This window comes from Microbacterium sp. Leaf320 (genome assembly GCF_001423485.1).
Classification (GTDB): Bacteria; Actinomycetota; Actinomycetes; order Actinomycetales; family Microbacteriaceae; genus Microbacterium.
Genome location: NZ_LMOD01000004.1, coordinates 430,083 through 453,056 on the forward strand (window position 1 = coordinate 430,083; position 22,974 = coordinate 453,056).

Genomic DNA, 22,974 nt, shown 5'->3' on the forward strand with positions numbered 1-22,974 from the left:
CCTGGATGCACCGGCGGGACTAGGCGGACAGCCTGTGCCTGGCGACCACCGCTGGGGGAGCCTGGGCGCTTAGCGCACGACCAGCTCGGGGACAATGAGGGCATGGGCGGCCCCGGATCCCACGCAGCTTTGGGTTACGACATCACCCGTCGGGCCCATCAGCAGTTCGAGAACCGCGTTCGCGACTTCTTCGGGCCGCTGTTCGACGCTCGAGAACCCGAGGGCTTCAGCGGTCGGCGTGTTGTCGAATCCTGTGACGGGGAGTTGGCGGCGTGCATCCCCGCAGGCGAGGAGCGCGCCGACCGCCAGCGAGTCGCTCGCGCAGACGAGCGCGTCGGCTGTGAGCCCGGCCTCCAGCGCTGCCGCAAACCGCGCGCGGGCGTGGGGGACCGAGTCTTCGGCGATCACACGTTCGCCGCGCGCGCCGGCGGAACGGAGCGCGTCACGCCAGCCGCGCTCTCGATCATCCCCCGTGCCGGAGCCGGGCGGCCAGCCGAAGAAGGCCACGTTGTCGCCGAAATGGAGCGCGTGTTCGGTCGCGGAACGTGTTCCTGCCGCACCATCGACGTCGACCCACGAGTGCCGGGGCGCGACCATGTCATCGTCACCCCACGGCCTGCCGAAGGAGATGAAGGGAAGTCCCTCGGCGTCGAGATGGTCGACGCGGGGATCGTCGCGAAACGTTCCGGAGATGATCGCCGCATCGATCTCCGACCCCTCCCAGAGCTCTGAGAGTCGGGTGAGTTCGTCCTGTGTCGTGCGAGCGGCATAAACGAGGATGCGCATTCCTCGTTCGCTCGCGCGATCGGTGATCGCATGGACAAAACGGTCGAGCACGACGCCGGAGATGCCACCCACATACGGGTCGAGGCGCACGCCGATCGTCGAACTCCGGCGCAGGCGGAGGCGCCGAGCTGCGGCATGACGGCGGTATCCAAGCGTGTCAATCGCGTCGAGTACTCGCTGTTTCGTCGCGGGGCGCACGATATCGGGCGAGTTGAGAACGTTGGACACTGTCTGACGGGAGACGCCGGCGTGCGCTGCGACGTCTTCGACCGTGGGCGCCTTCGCCATCGCTGCTCCTCGTCTCGTGGGCCGCGCGCTTGACACGTTCGCGCTGACGCCTCTAGCGTATTGCACACGGCGTTTGATCGTTCAAATTTCTGGTTCGGACATCCCATCCGCCTTTCGACTGGCCCCGCAATGACTCATCAAAGGAGAGAGACCATGACTCGGCACATCACACGCACCGTCCTCGGCACCGGGGTGGTGCTCCTGACCACCGCACTCGTACTCACTGGGTGCGGATCGGGCTTCACCGGTGACGAGGAGCCGTCCGACTCGTCTGCGCTGACGTCTTCTGACGACGGCCTCACGGTCCTCATCGGATCCTCTGGGGATGCCGAGACCGTCGCGGTCCAGGAAGCGCTCGACGCGTGGTCGGCGGAATCGGGAACGAAGGTCTCGTTGCAGGTCGCCAGCAACCTGTCGCAAGAGCTCTCGCAGGGATTCGCGGCGGGTGCGCCCGCCGACCTGTTCTACCTCTCAACCGATCAGATCGCCGGTTATGCGTCGAACGGATCCCTGCAGGCGTACGGGGATCAGCTGAGCAACAAGGACGACTTCTATCCGTCTCTCGTGGAGAACTTCACCATTGACGGCGAATTCTACTGTGCGCCCAAAGACTTCTCGACTCTCGCGCTTGTGATCAACACACAGATGTGGACGGAAGCGGGGCTCACCGATGCCGACATCCCCCAGGGCTGGGAGGAGCTTGCCGCTGCGGCGAAGACACTGACCACCGCGGATCACGTCGGTCTCGCCTTCGGTGCCGAGTTCCAGCGCATCGGCGCCTTCATGGCACAGGCAGGCGGCGGCCTTGTCGAAGACGGGCAGGTGATCGCTGCCGATGACGCGAACGCTGAGGCCCTCGACTATGTCAAGTCCCACCTTGCGGACGGATCATTCGCGTACGCGAAAGACGTCGGCGCCGGATGGGGCGGAGAAGCTCTCGGCAAGGGGGCTGCGGCGATGGTGATCGAGGGCAACTGGATCACCGGTGCCCTGGCGAACGACTTCAGCTCGCTCGAGTACACCGTCGCCGAGCTGCCCGCCGGGCCCGCAGGGCCGGGAACACTGCAGTTCACGAACTGCTGGGGCATGGCCGCCGATAGCCCCAACCAGCAGGCGGCACTCGATCTCGTCGAGTATCTGACGAGTGCTGACAGCCAGCTCGCGTTTTCGAAGGCGTTCGGCCCGATGCCGTCGATCAAGTCCGCAGCCGACGCCTGGACCGCCGACAACGCCGCGCTCGCCCCGTTCCTCGCCGGAGCTGAGTACGCCCAGTTCCCCCCGAACGAGGACGGCGCCGCCGATGTGATCGCCGACTTCAACGCGCAGCTCGAGTCGCTGAAGACCACGGAACCCGCTGACATCCTCGACTCCGTGCAGTCGAACCTCGAGTCGATCGTCGACTAGCGATGACCACGAAGCAGGGTGACGCCGCCGCCGGGTGGCTGTTCACCGCCCCCGTGATCGCGATCCTCGGCGTCTTCCTCTTCGTCCCGGTGCTGATGGCCCTCTGGGTGAGCGTGTCAGACTGGGGAGGACGCGGAAGCCCCCTCTCCGGTTCCGTGTCGTTCGTCGGTGCCGACAACTTCTCGGCCGTGCTCACAGATGGCGGGCTGGCGACGAAGGATTTCGGCACCGCGCTGCGCAACAATGCGTGGTACGTGCTGCTCGTCGTGCCCCTGCAGACCGCGCTCGCACTGTTCCTTGCCATCCTCGTCAACCGGGCGGTGCTGCGCGGGCGCGGGTTCTTCCGCACCGCCTACTATTTCCCCTCGGTGACCAGCTCCGTCGCGATCACCGTGCTGTGGCTGTACCTCTTTTCGGCGAGCGGCGCGGTCAACGGGGTGCTGGCGTGGTTCGGGATCAACGGACCGAACTGGTTCAACGATCCGCGGGGCATCCTGCACCTCGTTCTCGACGCAGTCGGAGTCGATTCCGGACCCGCCGCCCTCGCACAGGGCACCCTGCTCGGTGTCTCGTGGTGGGACTGGCTCGCCGGACCATCGATCGCCATGACCGCGTACATCTTGATGGCCGTGTTCACGACCTCGGGCACCTTCATGCTGCTGTTCCTGGCGGGGTTGCAGAACCTCGGTGCAGACGTCGACGAGGCGGCCATGATGGACGGCGCGACGGATGGCAGCGCTTCTGGCGGGTCACGCTGCCGCAACTGCGCCCCACACTGTTCACCGTGCTGACGCTGGGGCTCATCGGGTCGTGGCAGGTCTTCGACCAGATCTACACCGGTACCCGTGGCGCCCCGAGTAAGACCACGCTCACGCCCGCCTACCTGTCGTATCAGACCGCGTTCACCAACCAGGAATGGGGTCAGGGAGCGGCCATCGCGTTCATCCTGTTCGTGATCATCGTCGTGTTCACGCTGCTGCAGCGCTGGGTGCTCCGCGACCGCCCCGTGTCACGGCGTCGGATCCGCGCGTACGAGATGACGACGAAAGGAGGTGCATCGTGAGACTCTCACGTAAGCAATTGACCTGGCAGATCCTGCTGTACACCGTGCTGATCGGTCTCGCCATCGTCTACATCTACCCGTTCCTCGTGCAGGTCGCGACGAGCTTCAAGACTGACGAAGAAGCCGCACCCAGCGGCATCTCCCTGATTCCCGAAGTGTGGACGTTTGCCGCTTACGAACGGCTGTTCGCGCGCAGCGACTTCCCCTCCTGGTTCGTCAACAGCGCGATCGTGACGATCTTCGTGACCGCCGGGCGGGTCTTCTTCAATTCGCTCGCCGGCTACGCGCTCGCCCGCCTGCACTTCCGGGGACGGAACGTGGTCTTCGCTGCGCTGATCACGGTTATGTCGGTGCCGGCCGTCGTTCTGCTGATTCCCAAGTTCCTCGTCATCAATCAGCTCGGGATGTTCAATTCGTATGCCGGCATGATCCTGCCGCTGCTCGTGGACGCCGCGGGGGTCTTCATCATGAAGAACTTCTTCGAGTCGATCCCGGTGTCTGTCGAGGAGCAGGCCCGCATCGACGGCGCGGGTACGTTCCGTATCTTCTGGTCCGTTGTGTTGCCGATGGCGACCCCCGCGCTGATCACGATCGTGATCCTCTCGTTTCAGGGGTCATGGAACGAACTCAGCCACTTCATCGTGTCCACCAACGATCCGGCACTGACGACCCTGACGAAGGGCGTCGCGTCCCTCGCGAGCGGCCAGCTCAGCCAAGGGACGCAGTATCCGCTTAAACTCGCCGCCGCTCTCATCATGACGATCCCCGTCGCCGTGATGTTCTTCATCTTCCAGCGACGCATCATGAATTCCACAGAAGGAGCCGTTAAAGAATGACCCCCACCCCCGCCACTCTGCAACCGCTGCTGGACGACGCCGTGATCGTGCTCCAGGCACCGACCCAGGTGTGGTCAGACGACACCGGCCGGATCGGCACGGCCCCGATCCACGGCATCTATCACGGTGACCTCCGCCACATCCGAGCCGTCGACCTCTCGATCGACGGGACAGAGCTCGAATCGATCGGATACTCATCGCCGACGCCCCAGCGTGCGAACTTCACCGACGTTCTCCGCGGGATCGATGACGACTCCGCCGATCCGCAGGTGCGCCTTGACCGAGAGCGCACCGCCACCGCGGGACGCTTCGCGGAGCGGGTGCGTCTGAGCACGCACCTTGATCGGCCCGTGCCCGCCTCTCTCGCGGTGCGACTCCGCCCCGATTTCGCGGAGATGCAGGCTGTCAAATCCGGATCCCCATCAACCGCGGACTGGCACTGGGACGGTCACGTTCTGCGCAGCGCGACCGCATCGTTTACACTCACGGCTGCGGCCGCGACCGTGACCTCAGATGTGGACGGACTCGTTGTGCGTTGGGACGTCGAGGTTCCCCCGCGCGGCACAGTCGAGGTGGACTGGGCCGTCGATCTTCACGACTCGTCGATGGTGGTCACCGCGGCGCAGCCTTCGACGACGGCCGTGCCGTCCGCCACAACCGACCCGCGTCTCGCGCAGTGGACGCAGCGCGCGACCGCCGACCTTGCGGCCCTGCGCCTCGCGTTGCCTGAGCACGCAGAGGACGCGTTCTACGCGGCCGGAGCCCCGTGGTTCTTCACCCTCTTTGGCCGCGACTCGATTTGGGCCGCTCGGCTGGCCCTCGCCGCGGACCCAGCGATGGCAGGATCCACGCTTCGTGTCCTTGCGCGCCTGCAAGGGAAAGCGACCAACGTTGCGACCGCGGAGGCGCCAGGCAAGATCCTGCACGAGCTGCGCAGCGGTGCCTTGTCGCTTCCGAAGGAGGGCGTGCATCTCCCGCCGCTCTACTACGGCACGGTCGACGCCACACCGTTGTGGGTCTGTCTGCTCGCCGACGCCCGCGAGGCAGGCATGCCGCTCAGCGAGGTCCGGGAGCTCCTCCCGGCGTTGAACTCCGCGCTCGAATGGATGATCGTCCATGGTGACGCGTCGGGAAGCGGCTTCATCGACTACGTCGACGAGACTGGGCACGGACTCGCAAACCAAGGGTGGAAAGACTCGGGCGACTCCATCCAATGGCGAGATGGCCGGCTCGCCGAGGGGCCCATCGCTCTCAGCGAAGTGCAGGCGTACGCCCACGAAGCCGCGGTCCGCGGTGCCGCGCTTCTCGACGAGCTCGGCGAACCGGGAGGGGAGAGGCTGAGGAACTGGGCCGATAGTCTGCGCGCGCGCTTCCGCGCCGCGTTCTGGATCTCGACCGACGAAGGCCATTACCCCGCCGTGGCGCTCGACGCGCAGGGAGCGCCCGTTGATTCGCTCACGAGTAACATCGGCCACCTCATTGGTACGGGCCTCCTCGACCCGGACGAAGAACGCGCCTGTGCAACGCTCCTCGCCGCCCCAACGCTCTCGAGCGGATACGGCATCAGAACCCTGTCCACGCAGGCGACCGGGTATTGGCCGCTGAGCTACCACGGCGGCAGCGTCTGGACTCACGACACCGCAATCGCCATCCACGGGATGCTCAAGGCGGGACTCGTCGACGAAGCCCGCCACATCGCATCGCAACTGCTCGACGCGGCAGAGGGCTTCAACTACCGGGTACCGGAACTCCACGCGGGCGATACCCGCATCAGTGGCGGGAACCCCGTGCCTTACCCCGCGGCCTGCCGCCCGCAAGCCTGGGCAGCCGCGGCAGCAGTGGTCTGCGCTCGGGCGCTGCAGATCTGACATCGAGGCGCACAGGCGGTGCGTCCTGCGTGTCACGCTGGCCTCCGCGGTTCTCGGACTCGGCGAGGCGTTGACCGCAACGTCGGGCGTGCCAATCTTCGCGACCTGCTCTCGTTGATGTGAAGGGCAGCAGCCCAACTGGCCCACCACACCCTTGAGTGCCCCTGAAACTTCCGCCGCGCCATCCACCGGGGTCGTCGGCCACAAAGATCAGGGGCGGGTGGACACTGCCTGTTTCTGGGGGAGACCGTACTCCAGGACGCCCACCCGCCGGCGGGTCAAGGACCGCCAGCCTGCACTCGAAATCCGTGCGTGCACACACGGGTGCAGGTAGACCCATGGTCCCCCTCACAACCGCATCGGTCAACACCATCCGCTGGGAGTAAGTGGCTGCCCCCGCCGTATGTGGGGGAGGGTTCGGAACGAGGGGAGCCACCGACCTGCCGAACGCCATACCCCAGGGGCCCCGGCACGAGAACTCCCCCCGAGTCCTACACCGATCATCCCCCTGGAACATGCGTCTCACAAGTCCCTGTAGCCGAACTCATCTGGTCTGGGATCGCGGCCGCACCTTGCATCGCGGTCGAGAGTAAGCGAGCCGTTCGTGTCAGCTAAGTAGGCGACGCCACCGTTGGTGCGACACGTGCATCCCTCCCTCAGGGGAGAAGTGTGTGACCTGAGTATGAATCTGGCGCCAGTAGGTGTGAGATCGACTGGCTGGGTCGGGACGGTCGTCTCCCCGCGTGGGACTCAGCGCGTAACCAAGAGCCTGATGACGTGGTGGCCAAGGGCGCCACGCCATCAGCAGCAGTTCCGAGCCGGATCCCGCGGCTCCGTCGACTTCCCCCTGCCGTGCCGTCCTGCGCGCAGCTATACAGGTGTGGGGTATAGAGGCTAGCCAGCGAGGAGCAGGAGCGATCCGTTCCACAAGAGGTGGATGGAGAAGGGAACGAAGAAGTTGCACCTCGACCACAGGTAGAACGATCCGAGGACAAGGCCCATCGCGGCGTAGCTGAACAGCAAAGGCCACTCGCTCCACTGCGTCAGATGCAGGGCACCAAAGAGGAGAGACGACAGAACGAGGGCGAGGAATGTCGGGATCCTGTGTCTCATGCGTCGGATCAACACCTCGCGAAAGACGACCTCTTCCACAAACGGACCGATGACCGCCGTAGTCAGACCGAACAAGACGAGCGCCGGCCACGAGCTCACCACCGCGGAGAACAGGGAGTCGATTGCTTGCTGGTTGCCGCTCGTGACCGGGCCGGTGAGAGCGCCGATGATCGATCCGACGAGTACCGTCGCAACGATCGCGGAGAGGAGACCGAACACAATCAGCCCCGCGGTCTTCCAGGGGCTCCTCCGAGTCATTGACCATCCGTGACGGAACACGCCACCGAACAGCCACACCGCGGCGGCGGCCTGCACGCCATACACCACGACATTCAGCGTCCCCGACGCCAGCGGGGCCAGTCCGGAGAAAGCCCCTGAATGGAAAGCCCCTGAATGGGACAGGATCACCATGCTCGCGTAGAACGCGAGGAACACCCACCGAAGGACAGCACGTCGACGATTGGACGTGTGTGGGGATCGGAGAACGGGGGCAAGAGCGGAAGCTTCCGTCATAACCCGACGCTAAGTGACCGCTTACTAAAGCGAATGCGAGCCGTCTCACTTGCGGTAGGTCGAGTGCGCGCGAGCAGTATCCGCACGGCACCACGTAAGTGTGTGCACGGACATCATCCATTTTGGGAGCAGGCGGTGCTGAACGGAGCCCGCGGGTAGATGCGGATTGGGGAGACTCAAGGCCCGACGGTCGTCGCCTTCGATCGAAAGGAAGGGCGCGCGACCAGCCTGACGCCGACTGTTGACAGACACGAGTCCCCGTCGCGCTCGTCCTGACCGCAGCTCAACGAGCGGGAGCCCGCTAAAGCGTTGATCCGTATCCGGACCGCGTTCCCCCCCCCGATTCGAGCCGGCACTGTGCAACTCGCGCACTGCGAGCACGGGCTCCATCATGGTCGCTAGCGGCCTGCCCTTCGGCCGATGGGGTGAGACATTCTCCGGCGACGATGCCGTCGCTGCGGCGATGATCGACCAGGTTGTGTACCATGCTCAGGGCCTAACCCTCACCGGGGACTCTTACCATGCCTGCCAACGCGGTGAGCTCCTCGCCAAATACAACCGCACGCCCAGCGGGTGACGTGCTTGCGCCGCGCAGCCCAGGGACTACGGGTAGGTCTCGACATCGACGAGAAATGCACTCACGTCGCCAGCGCTGAAAACAGATGGCAGCTCGGTCGTTGTCCCGGTACGAGCGATCGGCGTGACTACACGGCGCACAGTTCCCAACCCGTTCATCCCGCTCTTCATATCGCCAGCGCACCGCGTAGATCTTGCGAACCACCCCAGGGATCGACCCGGTCGCCTCGCCATGGTGTTCCTTCCCGCGGGTGACCGGCGCACCAAACTCAGAGTAGAGCGCCTGTTGCTCGGGAAGCAGCTCTGTCGTCTCCCAGGTGACCGCTCCACCGATCTGGAACGGGTCGCCACAACACTCAACGGACCACCCGCTGACCACAACCCGCTCAAGCACTCCCGCCGGCCCTCCCTTTGAACCAATACGAGACAAGGCTACGCGCGGCATCACCCCGGCCACACCAGTCACGACCAACCGTCCACCAGGGTCAACTTTCGTTCGGCGCCAGCGGCAGTGTTCACCCGACATCGACACTGTCCTCACACGGGGTACGACGTCGTCTCGCGGCCACGAGATCGTACCCAGCAACCATGGCTGTCGTTGCGACGGCGACCGCCACGACGCTCCATGTTGGTCGCTTCCGGTGAGCGCCAAGCCCTCCCGAAGGTCCGACGGGGCGAGCGTCCGAGAAGCGGTGCGGCACCCATCGGGTCGTGGCCGGATGGGTGCCGCATGATCGTTGTCGGTCTCCCGGAGTTACCCTTCTGGCTCGGTCACCTGAGGTGCCGCATCGACGACGTCCTGCGTGATCGTGTGCGAGATGTCGAATTTGCCTTCCAGGAAGGGCGGCGTGCTGCCATCAGGGTTCGCGCGCTCCGAGAAGCGCTCCTCAACCTTCAGGACGCGTCCGGAATGGGTGTCCAGCGTGACGCGATAGAGATCACCGCGCGAAGTGGCGCATTCCAGGACCGCTCGAGCGTCGTCCTCATGGGTGATCGTGATGCCGGGAAGAAGCGCGAGCGCCTTCAGGTGCGTGGCGCGGTAGGCGGCTGGCGCAGAATGGAATGACTCGTCCCCCATAGCAACCCACATGCTCCGCTCCGGCGGCTGGCGCAGCTCTTCGGGGAGCACTTCCTCCATCTCCTTGGCGGCAGCGAGGTGCTCATCGAGATACTGTTGCGGGTTGGTCGGGTAGGTGCCCAACAAGTACGGGCTGCTGGGAACCTCCCAGACGATTGGTTCGGGTGCCGTACCGATGGGTGGCACGTTCGTGTCTCCGTAGTAACCGTCCCACGCGGCTTGCGCCGTTGCGGCGTCTCCAAGGACCTCGACGCCATGGAAGTACAGTTCCTCAGTGATCAGGGGAGCGCCTTCCCGCTCGTACTGCGTCGAGACTGATTCCGTGCGCACTGCCGCCAGAATCTGGCCGTCGTGTTCGTTGAAAGGGTCGCTCGAATTCTCCCAGCCTTCGTGCACCTTGCTGATGTTAGACATCGCAATGGTGGTGCGCAGATACTGCTCGGGCCCGACCTGAGGGTCAGACGTCGTCAGCTGCAACTGCGCCGCGTCATTGAGCAGCACGGACGCTGCGTTCGCGGTGGGGACGGAGCTCGGGTCGGTGACGCCGCCGATATTCGCGGCGACGACCCCTGCCGTGACGATCACTGCGCCTGCGAGGACAACTCCTCGCAGACGCGCCGTCCGGCGGTGCCCGTGCGAAGCGATTGCAGCGTTGAGTGTCGCTCGGCTAGCGGAGAGATCGACGGTCCCGTTGGTGCGGAGAGCGCGCACCTGGTCAAGCGAGTCCATTGGCTGTGGTCCTTTCGATGTGGCGGTCAGTAGGGTCGGGGCGAGCGGAGATGGGAGGGCTGGCAAGGCGCAGACGAATGCGGTTGAGGCGGGATGCCACCGTCCCCACAGGCATTCGCAGCGCGTCCGCAATCTGCTGATAGGTCAACTCGCCCCACGCGTACAGGAAAAGAACATCGCGGTCTCGCGGCGATAGCGCCGCGATCAATGGGCTGATTTCTCGCACGGCTGCAGCCGCATCGAGACGGTTCGACACGTCCTGAGCCGCGTCGTCTGCCACCACTTGCCCCGCGTGCACAGCCTGCGCGGATGCCCGCCAAAAAGCGGCCTCTTTCGAGCGATGCCGGCGCATCACTCTCACCGCGATTCCCATCAACCACGGGCGCGCCGATGCGGATTCAAGACGGAACTTCGCCCGGTGTCGGAATGCAGAGAGGAACGTCTCGCTGAGAGCGTCATCTGCCCCGTGGATGCCGAGGCGGGAAGCCACGAACGAGCCGACGCTGGGGCCGTGTCGTTCGAAAATCTCCGAGAACCGCTCGGGCTGTTTGAGTGACTCGCGGATCACTTCACTATCGGTCTTCATACTAGGTATTGCCCCGTTCGCTCAAAACACTTCCAAGAAAGTTCACCCGCCGCGGTCGCCGCGTGGAGGGCCGCGCTGCTGCCGCCGCACAGCGGGGCAGCGCCGCTCCCGCGGCCTGGCGAATCGACCGCTTGTCGTTTCGTAGCGGCGCCCGGGCGCGACATTCGCGAACGCGGCAGAGTGGCGATCGATCGGAACCGACCAGGCAGGTGGCCGCCGCCGCAGGAGCACGTTTCCGACGAGGTTGCCTTGGGGAACGAAGCCGCCGCCCGGTAAGTCTTGATGGCGGCGGAGACAGGTGGATGGACGCGGTTCTCGCCCCCGCCCACGCCATCCCAGTAGGCGCGACCACGTCGAACGACGAGTGCGACGCATCCGCAGTTCCGTCCCTGAGGTTGAGGTAGTCCGACTCATCGACGGGAATGCCATCGATCACGATGAACCCGTCGCGGCGGCTCGCGCGGTGCTGGGCACCCTCATCACTCGCTTGTCTACTGCGCCGACCACAGCGGGCCCTGCGGCGTGCGCAGGCCGAAACTAAGGCGGGTCGCTACTAACAATGAGCGTTCGACACGACCGATGACCCAGCGGCGGATACTTTGCGTGCCGGCATCACCGTGGTGCAGTGCCAGAGAAGGTGGAATTCCGGATCATTGGCCTGCGCGGCGGTGTCTCGTGACGGTGAAAGCCAGAGTCGGAGCGCGCGGATACAGCGGGTCACAGGTGAGGTAGGCGGACCGAGCCCGCTTCTGGGGGAGACCCCTGGGAGCGGACGCGCACCGGGCGGCGGGTCGAGGACTGCCAGCCTGTACTCGCAGCCCGTGCGCCGCGCACGCGCGTGCACGTAAGCATCTGGTCCTCCGTGCCACTGCATCGGTGAATGCGATCGCCGGAAGCCATGCGGCTGTCCCCGCCGGCCGGGAACGGCGCGTGACGGCTCTCACCCGCAACGTCCACACTAGAGCGCTCTATCGCGACTCGTAATGGACGGCAGAGACCTACGTAGCAGGCTCTCTTGTGCACTGCAGAACAGCGCGTTCACCCTGCGCTTGATGGACGGGTGCGTGAGGTCTCGTGTGGGCCGTGTGAACCTGGGATCTCATGTTCGGACCTGTCGCGCAGCAAGTATTCGCCTGTGCGCGTTCTCCTGAGGGGTGTTTAGTGTGATCGGCGCGCGGAAGACCAATTGGTTCGTTGTCGGGGTCTCCACGGTCGTCGCGTTGATCCTGCTCGTTCTGGGTGCGGTTGTCGTGCACCTCAACAATGAGGCTGCAACCGTTGACGCGGTCCCGAGCGGAACCCGTGTCGATGTAGAGACGGGCGCGATCAGCTACGGAAATGGCGCGCACACGGTCGATACGTACGTCGATTTCATGTGCCCGGCCTGTAACGCGTTCGAGCAGTCTTTCTCGGAGCGCCTCGATTCGCTGAGCGACGGCGACAAGGTTACGTGGAACGTGCACCCCATCTCGGCGCTTGACCGGTTTTCGCAAGGGACGGAGTACTCCTCCCGCGCCGCCAGTGCCGTGTATTGCGTCGCGGAGGACGATCCCGACCTGGTACTTGATTTCATCGGCCTGCTGTTCCTGAACCAGCCTGCGGAGAATACGGCAGGACTGACGAGCGACCAACTCGCCGACTATGCGAGAGCCGTGGGCGCGGAGAGTGCGATGTCCTGCGTCCGGGATGACGTGTACGCCGAGTATGTGCGCGTGCAGGCGGAAGAGCACGACATCCGCAGCACACCCACGATTGAGCTCGACGGGAAGCGCGTGGAGAGCGGGAGCATCCCTGAACTCTTCAAGAAGGTCGACGCCTTCTTGGCAAACCTTCCGTGAGCGCGCGTCCCGTGAGCGCCGCCGGGCCCTATCTTCGACGAGGCCGGCGGCGTTGAGGGCGACGGAAGTGTGCGTCGGATGTCGCGGTGAGCTCAGCGTGAGGACGTCGAGTTCGAGGGACCGGACGCACCGTCGGATTCGTGCGCGTTAGCTGTGAGGTGCCGCATCCGCCGCGCACCGGAATCCGATGTGGGACATGGCTGTGTCGTCAGTCTGCGGGGACCGGGCGGCCGGACGGAATCGAAGGCAGTAGTCCGGCGAACAGAGGAACGACCCTCCCTTTAGGACGCGGCGAGGCGCGGCAGTGCTGCCGTTGCCGAATGTGAGGAGCGGGAGGCGTCCGTCCGGGTCGACGTGCGGAGGCTGATGAAAAGGACGGTAGGTGTCGGTCGTCCATTCCCACACGTTCCCGATCATGTCGAACAGGCCATCCGCGTTCGCCGGGTAGCTGCCCACCGGGCTGGTTCCCCCGATGCCCTGGTTGTCGTGCGGGAACCGTCCGATCCATGTGTTCGCTCGTGGCCCGTCGGCGGGGTAGGGGTCGTCTCCCCAGGCGAACGCGTGACCGGTGCCGCCGCCGGCGGCGTACTCGTATTCCGCTTCGGTGGGCAGCCGACAGCCCACCCATGCCGCGTACGCTGCGGCGTCATCGAATGCGACGTGCACGACGGGGTGAGTGGCGCGTGCGGTCAGGTCACTGCCCGGGCCTTCCGGATGTGACCAGGTGGCGCCCGGCACCCACGACCACCACGCTCGCCAATCGGACAGGTCGACAGGCCGTTCCGGTGGGGTGAACACCATGCTCCCGGGTGGCAGGTCCTCGGCGCCGCCGGTGAGGTGCGCGGGAACGGGGCGTTCCGCGACCGTCACGTATCCGGTCGCGGTGACGAACGCTGCGAACTGGGCGTTCGTCACGGGTGTGCGGTCGAGGTGAAAGGCGTCCACGTGCCGGAGGTGCGTGGGACGTTCGTCTAGGTAGTGACGGTTGGAGCCCATCACAAAGTGAGCTGCCGGGAATGTCACCATGTCGCGACGCCGGTGTGGTGCAGTACCAGCGTCAGACATATGCCATGTGGACGCGGCGGATCTGGCCCGTGAATGGGAAGGGGGCGCGGTCGGCGTACGCGAGCGACACCGGGGATCCCAGGGCTCGTCCGATGTCGAGCCCGTCGTTGGCGGAGAACCCGATGTTTGCGAGCACCGGTACGGTCCCTGACGTGAGCGTGTCCCCGTTGACCTCAATAGTGATGTCCATCGCCGAGTCCGGTGCGGAGGTGCGGCGTGTGGACCGGATCGTGATCGTCGCCGGGCCGCCGGGGAGGGGAGGCGTACTGATGTGCGTGCGGGAGATGAGGAACAGGTTGTATTCGTAGTGGATCCGACCCTCATCCATGTACACCGTCATGCCGCCCGCCGCCTGGCCGAGCTTGAACAGCACCCCGGACGCGTCGTGCTCGAGGTCGACGTCGAACGTGACGACGCTGCTGCGGTTCCCCAGAGTGGGGGCAGCGGATTCGGGGATGCGGGTGGTGCTGTCGAACATCTCCCACTCGGTATACGGAGATTGGGGGCGGTCTTCGGGGTGCAGTGCCATGATCCACAGCCCTCCGCCGACGGGGAGCACGTCGTTGCGAGCCGACTCGACCAGGAACAGCTCTTTCAGGGCGGTGAGGCGCTCCGGGTGTTCGGCGGCGAGGTCGTGGGCTTGGGACCAGTCGGTGTCGAGGTTGTACAGTTCCCACACGTCCTCATTCGGGGTCCAGGTGTGGATCCCCGGGGGGAGTCCCGGCTTCCACGGCAGGCGCGGTCCCCGCGCGCACGCCATCCACCCGTCGTGGTAGATCGCCCGGCTTCCCATCACCTCGAAGTATTGGGTGCGCACACGCCCGGTCGCGTGGGGGTCTTCGAGGGCGTAGACCATGCTGGTGCCATCCAGTGACTTCTGCGGCACCCCGTTCACCTGGGTGGGGGCGGGGATTCCGGTGATTTCGAGGATCGTCGGAACGATGTCGTTGCAGTGGTGGAACTGCGTGCGGGGCCGCGCGTCAGGGGCGATGCGGGACGGCCAACGGATCGCGAGCGGGTTGCGGGTGCCGCCCAGGTGGGAGGCGAGCAGCTTCATCCCTTTGTAAGGGGTGGAGCCTGCCCACGCCCACCCGGCGTGGTACATGTTGTCCACCTTCGGGGACCCCAGCACCGGCAGTCCGCCGAGCTCCTCCAGCGTGTCGATGTGCTGGGCGATGGTGGAGGGGATGCCGTTCTGGGCGAGCAGTTCGCTGATCGTGCCGTTCTGGCCTTCGGCGGACGAGCCGTTGTCTCCCCAGATGTAGAACACGAGCGTGTCGTTCGTGTACCCGAGCGTGTCAAGCTCGTCGAGGATGCGGCCGACCTGGTGGTCGACGTGTTCGGCGAACCCGGCAGCGACTTCCATCAGTCGGGCTTGGAACGCACGCTCCTCCTCAGGGATGTCCTCCCACGCGGCCAGCTCTGGGTCGCGGGGGGTGAGTTCTGTGCCCGCGGGGATCCACCCGCGTTCGATGGCTCGGGCGTGCGCGCGTTCCCGGTAGGCGTCCCAGCCGTCGTCGAACTGGCCAGCGTACTTGTCTGCCCATTCGGAGGCGACGTGGTGGGGGCCGTGGATCGCACCGCTGGCCCAGTACATGAAGAACGGGTCGTGTGCGCGGAGTGTCTTGTGCTGGTGCAGCCAGCTGATGGCGTCGTCCGCGAGATCCTCAGAGAGGTGATATCCCTCTTCGGGGGTGCGAGGGGGGAGCACACTGGTGGTGTTGCGAACGAGGTTCGGTTCGTACTGGGACGCTTCCCCCGCGAGGAAGCCGTAGAAGTACTCGAAACCGAGCCCGGTGGGCCAGTTGTCGTACGGGCCGGCCGGGTGGGTTTCGTTGCTGGGCGTGTTGTGCCATTTCCCGAACGCGCTGGTCGCGTACCCGTAGTGACGGAGAATCTCCGGCAACGGCGCCGCCTCCCGGGGGATGCGTCCGGAGTACCCGTCCCAGTCGTTCGCGAATTCGGCGATCTGCCCGGCACCAACCCGATGCTGGTTGCGGCCGGTCAATAGTGACGCCCGGGTCGGAGAGCACATGGCGGTGGTGTGGAACCGGTTGAAGGACACGCCTTCCTGGAGAATCCGACCGAGGTGCGGGGTCCGCACTTCTCCGCCGAGCGGTTCCGGAAGGCCGGGTCCGGCGTCGTCGATGAGAATGATGACGATGTTCGGGGCGTCCTCGGGCAGACGCGCAGGACGGGGCCGGGGGGAGTACGTGGAATCCTGCATGGTGATTCCCGCGGTGCTGCCGCTGGGTGTCGGTGTGAACGGCAGGCTCTCCCCGCCGGTCAGGGGGGTGGCGGACAGCCGAAAACCGATCATGAAGATCTCCACATCTGCAGCCGGGCGGCCGCGTGCACACCAGCTTGCCAGCGCTGTCCGGTGGCACACCAGGAATGTCACCACCGGAGGATGAGACCCCGGACGAGGCCGCGATGACGTGATGTCGCGCTGCGGGTGCACCGCCACATTGAGAGCCGACCCCGAAATCGACCGTGTGAGCACTTAACTCCTAGTCATCGGACACGGAACTCGGGGCACGACACTGGCTGTCGAGTGGAGCCGCGAGAGCGTGCAGGGGACGCGCATATTCCGTGCGTCGCGAACAACAAAGGAGTGCACCGTGATCACACGAGGCCGATTCGCCCGCACCGCTCTGACCGCACTGGTTGCGACGGGACTGGTCGCCGGGGCTGCCGGGACTGCCCACGCTGAGGAGGCCGTGCCTCCCGCAGTCGTCACTGAGGAAACCGTCGAGACGCCCGACACCGGTGCGGCGGAGGCCGCGGCGGAGGCGACTATGACCATCACCCCCGGTTCGCTCACCACCGGCGACTGGCAGAACCCCGACAAGGGCATCTTCGTCGAAGCGAGCGGTTTCACGCCGGGGGAGACGGTGCAGGTGACCGCCGAATACGCCGGCGTCACCTACCAGGTCGAGGCATCCGAGGCGGACGAAGACGGGTGGATCCTGTTCCAGCTGTGGCTGGAGAGCGGCGCCTCTGTCGCCGGGACCGTCACTGTCACCGCCGTGGGCGATGTCAGCGGGGTGACTGTCACTGGCAGTGCCACCATCACCGCGGACCCGGCGACCCCTGCCACGCCGCCCGCGCCTGTCGTCCCCGGTGCTACTGCCGCTGCCGGTGCCGCCGCTGCGCCGGTTGCTCCGACCAACCTTCCCATCGTCAGCGGCTGACGCTTCCCGGCCGGCCCGAGAGTTCCTCGGCCCGGCCCCACCCGAAAGGCTCACCATGACCCGTGTCCGGCTGCGTGCACGCACGCCCATTGCGCTCACCGCGGCGCTCGCAACCGTGGCTGTTGCCGCCTTGCCGCTCGTCCTCTGGGGACCCTGGGCGTCGCACGACGAGGGCTTTGCCTCACCGACACCATCTCCGGTGTCGGCACCGGCGCGATCAGCCCAACCAGTATTCTCTCCCGTCCCACCGCCGGTGAGCCCGGATGAGATCGCCGCTCTGAGCCCCGCCCGCTACGACGCGGTGATTCCGGGGCTGCTTCGCGGGCCATCCACGGTCGACACCGCTGCCGCGTTCACCCTCGCCGCGGACGCGCCGTTGTTCGGGGATGACCGCACCGTGCCGGTGGCCCGGTTTGAGGCGGAGAACTTCCTCGGCGAACCGTCCACCGTCGTGCAGGTCGCCACCGACGGCGAGTGGTCGTTGGTTCTCACCCCGTCGCGTCAGAACAAGCCCTCGCAGGTGCCGGATGGTAGCACCGCGGCCGCGCAGACGGCAGCCTGGGTCCCGACGGTGTTACTGACCCCGTCACACGAGTTGAGGCAACATGTTGTCATATCCGCGTCCCGGCAGACCTTGGAGATCCGGGATACCGACGGCAGGGTCATACGCTCGTTCCCTGTTGCTGTGGGAGCCCCCGGTACCCCGACTCCGACGGGAGCGGTCGGGTACCTGCAAGCCCGCTATCTCGACCCCAGTCAAGGTCAGACGACGCATCGTATTCAGCTGACGTCCCTTCACGCGACCGCCGCTGACGAACCGTTCCGAGGCTCTGACGGCGGCCTGATCGGCATCCACTTCGGCGCCATCACTGGCGGCACCATCTCCCACGGATGCATTCGCGGTGACAACGACACCCTCACCACCATCGACTCGCTGCCCGTCGGAACACTGGTCCACCTCGTCCGCTGACAATCGCAGGCCCGTCAGAAGCCGCGCACCCGCATCGACGTCCAGAGTTCTCATGCGTGGAGGATGAGAACTCTGGACGTCGCGCACAGCCCGGTGCAGGATCAGCATCACCGTCACCGTGAGGACTGATGCATGCGCTGGTATTCTCCCGCCCCCGCCACGTCGATACGTAGAGTGCCCGGGCGCCGCCTCCGGCCACCACAGTCCACGGGCGGAAAGCGCACCGCGGGGGATCGCATGCCGGGAACACTTAACGACCACCGGAGTCCACTTAAGTTGCCTCCGAATCTGCGCGGCCCCCCACCGCGGGTACGGCAGCAGGGGCAGCAGGCAACACCGCCACGATTGTGAGACGTAGCGTAACAACGCACTGCCGTCGGCGCGTGACCGCCCCTGCGGCATCACCGAGCCTGCCAATCCCGCCGTCTTCCGCGCCCTTCGACATTCGTCGTCCCAGCCTGCCTGGCAGCGGCGGACGACCCTTCCCACATACGCCCGTTGCCCGGCCGTTGCCGCGCCACCAGAAACGGAGATCCGCTGATGAGTCAGCACCGTAATCGCTTGCGCCCACGGCGCGGGATCGCGATCCTCGCCGCCGTCCTCGTAGCGGTGTCCCCGCTGATTCCCGCCGTTGCAGTCGCGGACGTGACCTCGCCGACCCCGGCCCCCGACGTCGCGCCAACCGAGACAGCCACTCCCGACCCGGCCCTGCCGTCGGACACTATTGCACCGAACCCGACCCCGCCGGTCGATGATGCCCCGGACGCACAGACTGAGGAGTCGGCCCCACAGTCCGACGATGAACAGGACCCCACCGCCTCGGAACGCGCCACTATCACCCCCTTCGCAGTCACAGCGCCGACGCTCAGCGTCGTCGCGGACGGCACTGCGGTATTCGACGCAGACGATGAACCCGGCAACGACTCCGGTGCCACGAACGGTATCGTCCGCACGAACGACACTGTCCAGTACCGCCTGGAGTACGACTACGACGGACCGACCACGAACCCGTACCTCACTTCCACGCTCCCGGCAGGAATGGAATGGTTGGCCGCGCCACCGCAGTGCACCGGACCCGGCACCGTCCCGAACAGCACCGGCGTGTACGACTCGGTCACCGGCGCGCCCGGGGGTGACCGTCGCGTGCTGATCTGTCAGCGCGACTCGACCACCAGCCCGGGCACCGAATCGATCAGCCCGGTCGCGAAAGTGACCACCGCGTCGCTCCACGGTGACGTCAAGGATGTGACGTTCGATCTGGGGGATGCGGACGGCACTCCGGTGACGACCACGAACACCGTCTCTACGACCGTCTCCGCCGGAGCGTTCTACGACCTGGAGAAGAACTTCACCTCCTTCACCTCCACCGTCGGCGAGGACGGTGTCGAACCGGGCGTGTACTCCGGATACACGTTCGGGATCACCGTGTCCCACCCCACCCGCACGGGTGACCAAGCCCTGAAAGGCATCACCCCGCTCGCGTCGCCGATGACGTTCACCGATGACCTCAGCGGCCTCACCCCGAATACCCGCTTGATGACGTGGGCCACCCCGCAGGTCAACCCGGGGCCCGGATGCACGACTATCAGTGCGAACCGCCTCCTCCCCAACTCCCGAATCGGGGGCAGCGCGACGAGCGTGAACTCCGTCCCGAACACCGGCACCATCAGCTGCACCCCCGGGACGCCGGGAGGCACCTTCCAGGTCACCCTCACTGGCACGGACACCCGCGGACTCTCATACCCCACGCAGGTCGGTACGGGCGAAGCTCTCCCCCCGGGCAAGTTCTACGTCGCCACCGGCCGCGTGTTCGTGTGGACACCGCTGTCTGACATCGCCGGGAACATGACCTTCGCGAACACGTACCGGGACTTCGACCCCACCGACGTCACCGGACGCTCCAACTACGGTGACGACGTCGAACCGTTGGCGAACAACACCCACACCCGTCAGGTGATCGCCGGCGGCGTATCCCGACTGAAGTCCTACCGGGACTTTGTCACCGGAGGTGCGCCATCGAGTGCGTCCGGCGAGCGCAGCGGCGACGCCCGCGCGAACGTCGGCTCCCGGTTCATCTCGCTGGTGCAGTACGCCAAGCAGCTGCTCCCCACCCCCAACCTCGTCGTCTGTGACGTGTTCGACAACACCTCCCAGCGTCTCACGACGAGTCGAACGGGGGTCACGCCTGCCCGCGTCAACGCAGGCGTGCTGGTCGAAGGAACCGATTACGTCCTCGAGTACGGGGCACCCACCACCCGCCCGTCCACCTTTGCCGACATGCGTGCGGCCCGGTGTGGGGACACCGACGCGACCTGGTCGACCGACCCCACCGACGCGGCCCTCGGCGGGGCACTCAGCCCCGACGGATACCGGGACAGCGTCGACCGGGTCCGTGTCCGGTTCCTCGTCGACCTTCCGGGCAGCAGCGGCATCAGCCTCTCCACCTACCTGCGCATCGACTCCCTCTCGACCCTCGATCCGGCGAACAACCCTGACGGGACCCTGGTCAGCAACTTCGGTGTCACCGGGTCCGGGTCTCCGTTCGTCTGGAACTCCACCACCTACGACCCGGTCACCCACGGCGGCGGGATGGGAGACCGGATCACCCTCGTGCGCGGGCAGGTCCGCCTGGACAAGACTGTTGTAGAACAGAACCCCGGTTCGGGCTCACAGGTCGCCCCCGGCACCGACGCGACCTTCCGCCTCACCCCGCGAGTGGAGACGGTCAGCGGCGGAGACCCCGGCGACCCGCTACGGGACGTCACCGTCACAGACGTGATGCCATCGACCGCACCCCGGTTGGAAGTGAACCCGCTGAGTGTGAGCCGTCCCGACAGTGCGGAGGTGCAGTTCTGCGCACTCTGTGACGGGTCGGACTGGACGAGCACCCCGGAGGGGACGATGTTCGGTGTGCGGTGGCTGTTCGGAGACGTCGCCCCCGGCACGACCCTCCCGGACGTGCAGTTCTCCGCCCGAGTGCCCCTCGATGCGGCGAATGGCGCCCAGTACCTCAACACGGCGGCGGTGTCCTCCCCGGATGACCCCTCCGCGCTGACCTTGCGGACAGCGTCCGCCACCGCGCAGGTCATCGCCGGTGCCACTGTCTACGCGACGAAGTCCACTGCTGCGCCGTACCAGCCGCTCGCTGGGCCCCTCGTGTGGGACCTCACGGTGCGTAATGCCACCCAGAATCCGATGAACCGTCTGGATGTCATCGACGTGTTGCCGTTCACCGGTGACGAGCGCACCCCTGCGTCGTCGTTCAGCGGTGGTTTCACCGACCTGTCCGTCGAGAACCTGCCCGGTACCCTCACCGCGTACGTCACCGTGACCTCCCCGCAGCAGCTCGATGCGGCCGATGGAGATGCCGACGGCTTCGCCGACCCCGGCTCCCCGGGCGACGCGTGGTTCGTGGAACCCGGAACCGGCGTGTGGGCGTGCACCATCGACGAGCTGGACACGGCCGGGTGCCCGACCACCGCGAATGCGACCGCGGTGCGGTTCGCATCCCCGTCCACCGGCGGTCAGGTGGTCCTCGACACCAACGAGACCGTCACGTGGCAGCTGTCCGCTGTGCCGACCGGGAACGTCACCGGTGATACGTACACCAACCGGTTCCGTGCCCGGGTGAACCCCGAGGTGCTCAGCCGCCCCGTGAACTCCCCGGATGTGCCCATTCAGGTGCAGGCACCCCAGGTCGCGCTCGTCAAGCAGACGTGCACGGCCGAGGACGTGTCCGAGTGCGAGATCGCCGATGATTCCGTCTGGGCGGAGAGCCACACCGTGCGGCACGGGGGCGTCGGAGCGTTCCGCCTCGTCGTCACCAACACCGGAGCTCTCAGCGGAGACGTGCAGGTGGACGATGTGCTTCCCGCCGGTCTGGAACTGGTGCCCGGGACCGTGAACGCCGACACCGGCGACACATCGGGCTTCACCCCCACCTGGACGGTCGGAGAGCTCGCGCCGGGCCAGTCGGCGACGTTGACCTTCCAGGCAACGATCCCCGAGGCGGGCACGCAGCTCAATGAGGCGACGGCGACGATCACCGACCAGTTCGGTCAGACCGACGACGCCTCCGACTCCTCGGAGCTGACCGCCGCGGCCTCGTCTGTCGACGTCACCAAGACCGTCGACAGTGTTGACATTGCGGCTGATGGGACGGGCACCATCACGTACCTGCTGACCGTCACGAACACGGGCGCGTTCGACGAGCAGTACACGCTCCGGGATGCGTTCGCGTTCGGTCCTGGCATCACCCTTGCGGGCGCTACGGTCACGGGCGACATCGAACCGGACGCGTCATGGAACGGTGTGGACCAGCCGGTCGTCGTCCGTGACGCGACTGTCCCTGCCGGTGGGACACAGCAGTTCCAGGTCACCGCGACCGTGCAGGTTCCCGGCGGTCTGCCGGCGGACAGTATGTCCTGTGAGGCCGGGGAAGGCCTGAGGAACACCGCAGCGGTGGACTTGGACGCCACTACCGTCACGGACGTCGCTTGTGTTGATGCGCCCGCCGGTGCGCTGACCTTGACGAAAACCGCACCGTCGACGGTGACCGCTGACGGCACCCTCACCTGGACGCTCACGCTCACGAACGCCGGCGACATCGACGCGGTCGACGTCACGGTCACCGACACGCTCCCCACCGGTGTCACCTTCGACACGGCCAGCGGTGACGCGACGTTCGCGGACGGGACTGTCACCTGGCAGATTGAGAACCTCGCCGCCGGTGACAGCCGGGAACTCACCGTCACGGGACGGGTGGCCGCCCCCGCCGGCGCGACGATCACCAACTGCGCCGTTGTCGATGACCCGGCGAACTGGGCCGTCGACACTGAGCTTGTCGGCGATGCGCAGAGTGACCCGGCGTGTGCGTCCACAGATGTGGTCGCCGCACCCGGCACCGGTATCGGCACCGAGGGTGGGCACGGGCTCGCGTCCACCGGCGGCGCAATCTCCCTCACCGCTCTGCTGCTCGGTGTGGCGTTGAGCGTCCTCGGGGTCGTCGGCGCTTCCCGCTGGCGCCAGCGGACCGAGTGACCGAGGGGCCGGGTCCGGTGAATGCCG

The 22,974-nt window shown here is 66.2% G+C and carries 15 protein-coding genes and 1 pseudogene; 9 read left to right on the plus strand and 7 right to left on the minus strand.

Annotated features, from left to right (window positions below; genetic code table 11):
• Nucleotides 1-69 precede the first annotated feature (69 nt).
• The gene (locus tag ASF63_RS15585; RefSeq protein WP_056516076.1) at nt 70-1,074 is read right to left on the minus strand and encodes a LacI family DNA-binding transcriptional regulator; all 1,005 of its coding nucleotides are present in this window, start codon (nt 1,072-1,074) and stop codon (nt 70-72) included.
• Nucleotides 1,075-1,227: 153 nt separating this feature from the next.
• Between ASF63_RS15585 and ASF63_RS15590 the strand changes: the two genes are divergently transcribed.
• The 4 genes and pseudogenes from ASF63_RS15590 (at nt 1,228) to ASF63_RS15605 (ending at nt 6,245) form a co-directional block, all read left to right on the plus strand.
• Nucleotides 1,228-2,478 carry an extracellular solute-binding protein gene (locus tag ASF63_RS15590; RefSeq protein ID WP_056516079.1) on the plus strand — a complete coding sequence of 417 codons (1,251 nt, stop codon included), beginning with the start codon at nt 1,228-1,230 and terminating at the stop codon, nt 2,476-2,478.
• Between the two features lie 2 nt (nt 2,479-2,480).
• Nucleotides 2,481-3,541 (plus strand): annotated as a pseudogene (locus tag ASF63_RS15595) (carbohydrate ABC transporter permease).
• Nucleotides 3,535-4,377 (plus strand): carbohydrate ABC transporter permease, encoded by an 843-nt coding sequence (locus ASF63_RS15600; RefSeq protein WP_056516342.1) that lies wholly within the window; start codon nt 3,535-3,537, stop codon nt 4,375-4,377. Before ASF63_RS15595 ends, ASF63_RS15600 begins: the two are co-directional and overlap by 7 nt.
• A complete protein-coding gene (locus ASF63_RS15605; RefSeq protein ID WP_056516082.1) occupies nt 4,374-6,245 on the plus strand; it encodes a glycogen debranching N-terminal domain-containing protein in 1,872 nt (623 codons plus the stop codon). Before ASF63_RS15600 ends, ASF63_RS15605 begins: the two co-directional genes overlap by 4 nt.
• Before the next feature lie 894 nt (nt 6,246-7,139).
• Here ASF63_RS15605 and ASF63_RS15610 read toward each other — a convergent pair.
• Nucleotides 7,140-7,793: a CPBP family intramembrane glutamic endopeptidase gene (locus ASF63_RS15610; RefSeq protein WP_056516086.1), complete on the minus strand. Its 654-nt coding sequence runs from the start codon at nt 7,791-7,793 to the stop codon at nt 7,140-7,142.
• Nucleotides 7,794-8,226: 433 nt separating this feature from the next.
• On the opposite strand from ASF63_RS15610, the gene ASF63_RS15615 reads away from it, so the two are divergent.
• Entirely contained in the window at nt 8,227-8,448 is a 222-nt protein-coding gene (locus tag ASF63_RS15615) for an ATP-binding protein (RefSeq protein WP_321163164.1), read from the plus strand.
• Here ASF63_RS15615 and ASF63_RS19685 read toward each other — a convergent pair.
• The 3 genes from ASF63_RS19685 to ASF63_RS15625 all read right to left on the minus strand — a co-directional run bounded on the left by ASF63_RS19685 (nt 8,368) and on the right by ASF63_RS15625 (nt 10,840).
• The gene (locus ASF63_RS19685; protein WP_414843758.1) at nt 8,368-8,973 is read right to left on the minus strand and encodes a DUF6578 domain-containing protein; all 606 of its coding nucleotides are present in this window, start codon (nt 8,971-8,973) and stop codon (nt 8,368-8,370) included. The genes ASF63_RS15615 and ASF63_RS19685 overlap by 81 nt on opposite strands.
• A gap of 228 nt (nt 8,974-9,201) precedes the next feature.
• Entirely contained in the window at nt 9,202-10,110 is a 909-nt protein-coding gene (locus tag ASF63_RS15620; RefSeq protein ID WP_056516091.1) for a hypothetical protein, read from the minus strand.
• A 130-nt stretch (nt 10,111-10,240) separates the two neighbouring features.
• The gene (locus ASF63_RS15625; protein ID WP_082478244.1) at nt 10,241-10,840 is read right to left on the minus strand and encodes an RNA polymerase sigma factor; all 600 of its coding nucleotides are present in this window, start codon (nt 10,838-10,840) and stop codon (nt 10,241-10,243) included.
• Between the two features lie 1,163 nt (nt 10,841-12,003).
• On the opposite strand from ASF63_RS15625, the gene ASF63_RS15630 reads away from it, so the two are divergent.
• Nucleotides 12,004-12,678: a DsbA family protein gene (locus ASF63_RS15630; RefSeq protein WP_157534399.1), complete on the plus strand. Its 675-nt coding sequence runs from the start codon at nt 12,004-12,006 to the stop codon at nt 12,676-12,678.
• Nucleotides 12,679-12,825: 147 nt separating this feature from the next.
• Here the strand turns inward: ASF63_RS15630 and ASF63_RS15635 are convergent, their stop codons facing one another.
• On the minus strand, nt 12,826-13,704 hold the full coding sequence (locus tag ASF63_RS15635; protein ID WP_056516097.1) for a formylglycine-generating enzyme family protein: 879 nt from the start codon (nt 13,702-13,704) through the stop codon (nt 12,826-12,828).
• Between the two features lie 31 nt (nt 13,705-13,735).
• On the minus strand, nt 13,736-16,063 hold the full coding sequence (locus ASF63_RS15640; RefSeq protein ID WP_056516100.1) for an arylsulfatase: 2,328 nt from the start codon (nt 16,061-16,063) through the stop codon (nt 13,736-13,738).
• Nucleotides 16,064-16,364: 301 nt separating this feature from the next.
• Here ASF63_RS15640 and ASF63_RS15645 point away from each other — a divergent pair, with 301 nt between their 5' ends.
• The 3 genes from ASF63_RS15645 (at nt 16,365) to ASF63_RS15655 (ending at nt 22,947) form a co-directional block, all read left to right on the plus strand.
• The gene (locus ASF63_RS15645; protein ID WP_056516102.1) at nt 16,365-16,937 is read left to right on the plus strand and encodes a hypothetical protein; all 573 of its coding nucleotides are present in this window, start codon (nt 16,365-16,367) and stop codon (nt 16,935-16,937) included.
• Nucleotides 16,938-16,992: 55 nt separating this feature from the next.
• Entirely contained in the window at nt 16,993-17,907 is a 915-nt protein-coding gene (locus ASF63_RS15650; RefSeq protein ID WP_082478246.1) for a L,D-transpeptidase, read from the plus strand.
• A 645-nt stretch (nt 17,908-18,552) separates the two neighbouring features.
• Entirely contained in the window at nt 18,553-22,947 is a 4,395-nt protein-coding gene (locus ASF63_RS15655) for a DUF11 domain-containing protein (protein WP_162238903.1), read from the plus strand.
• The last annotated feature ends 27 nt before the right edge of the window (nt 22,948-22,974 follow it).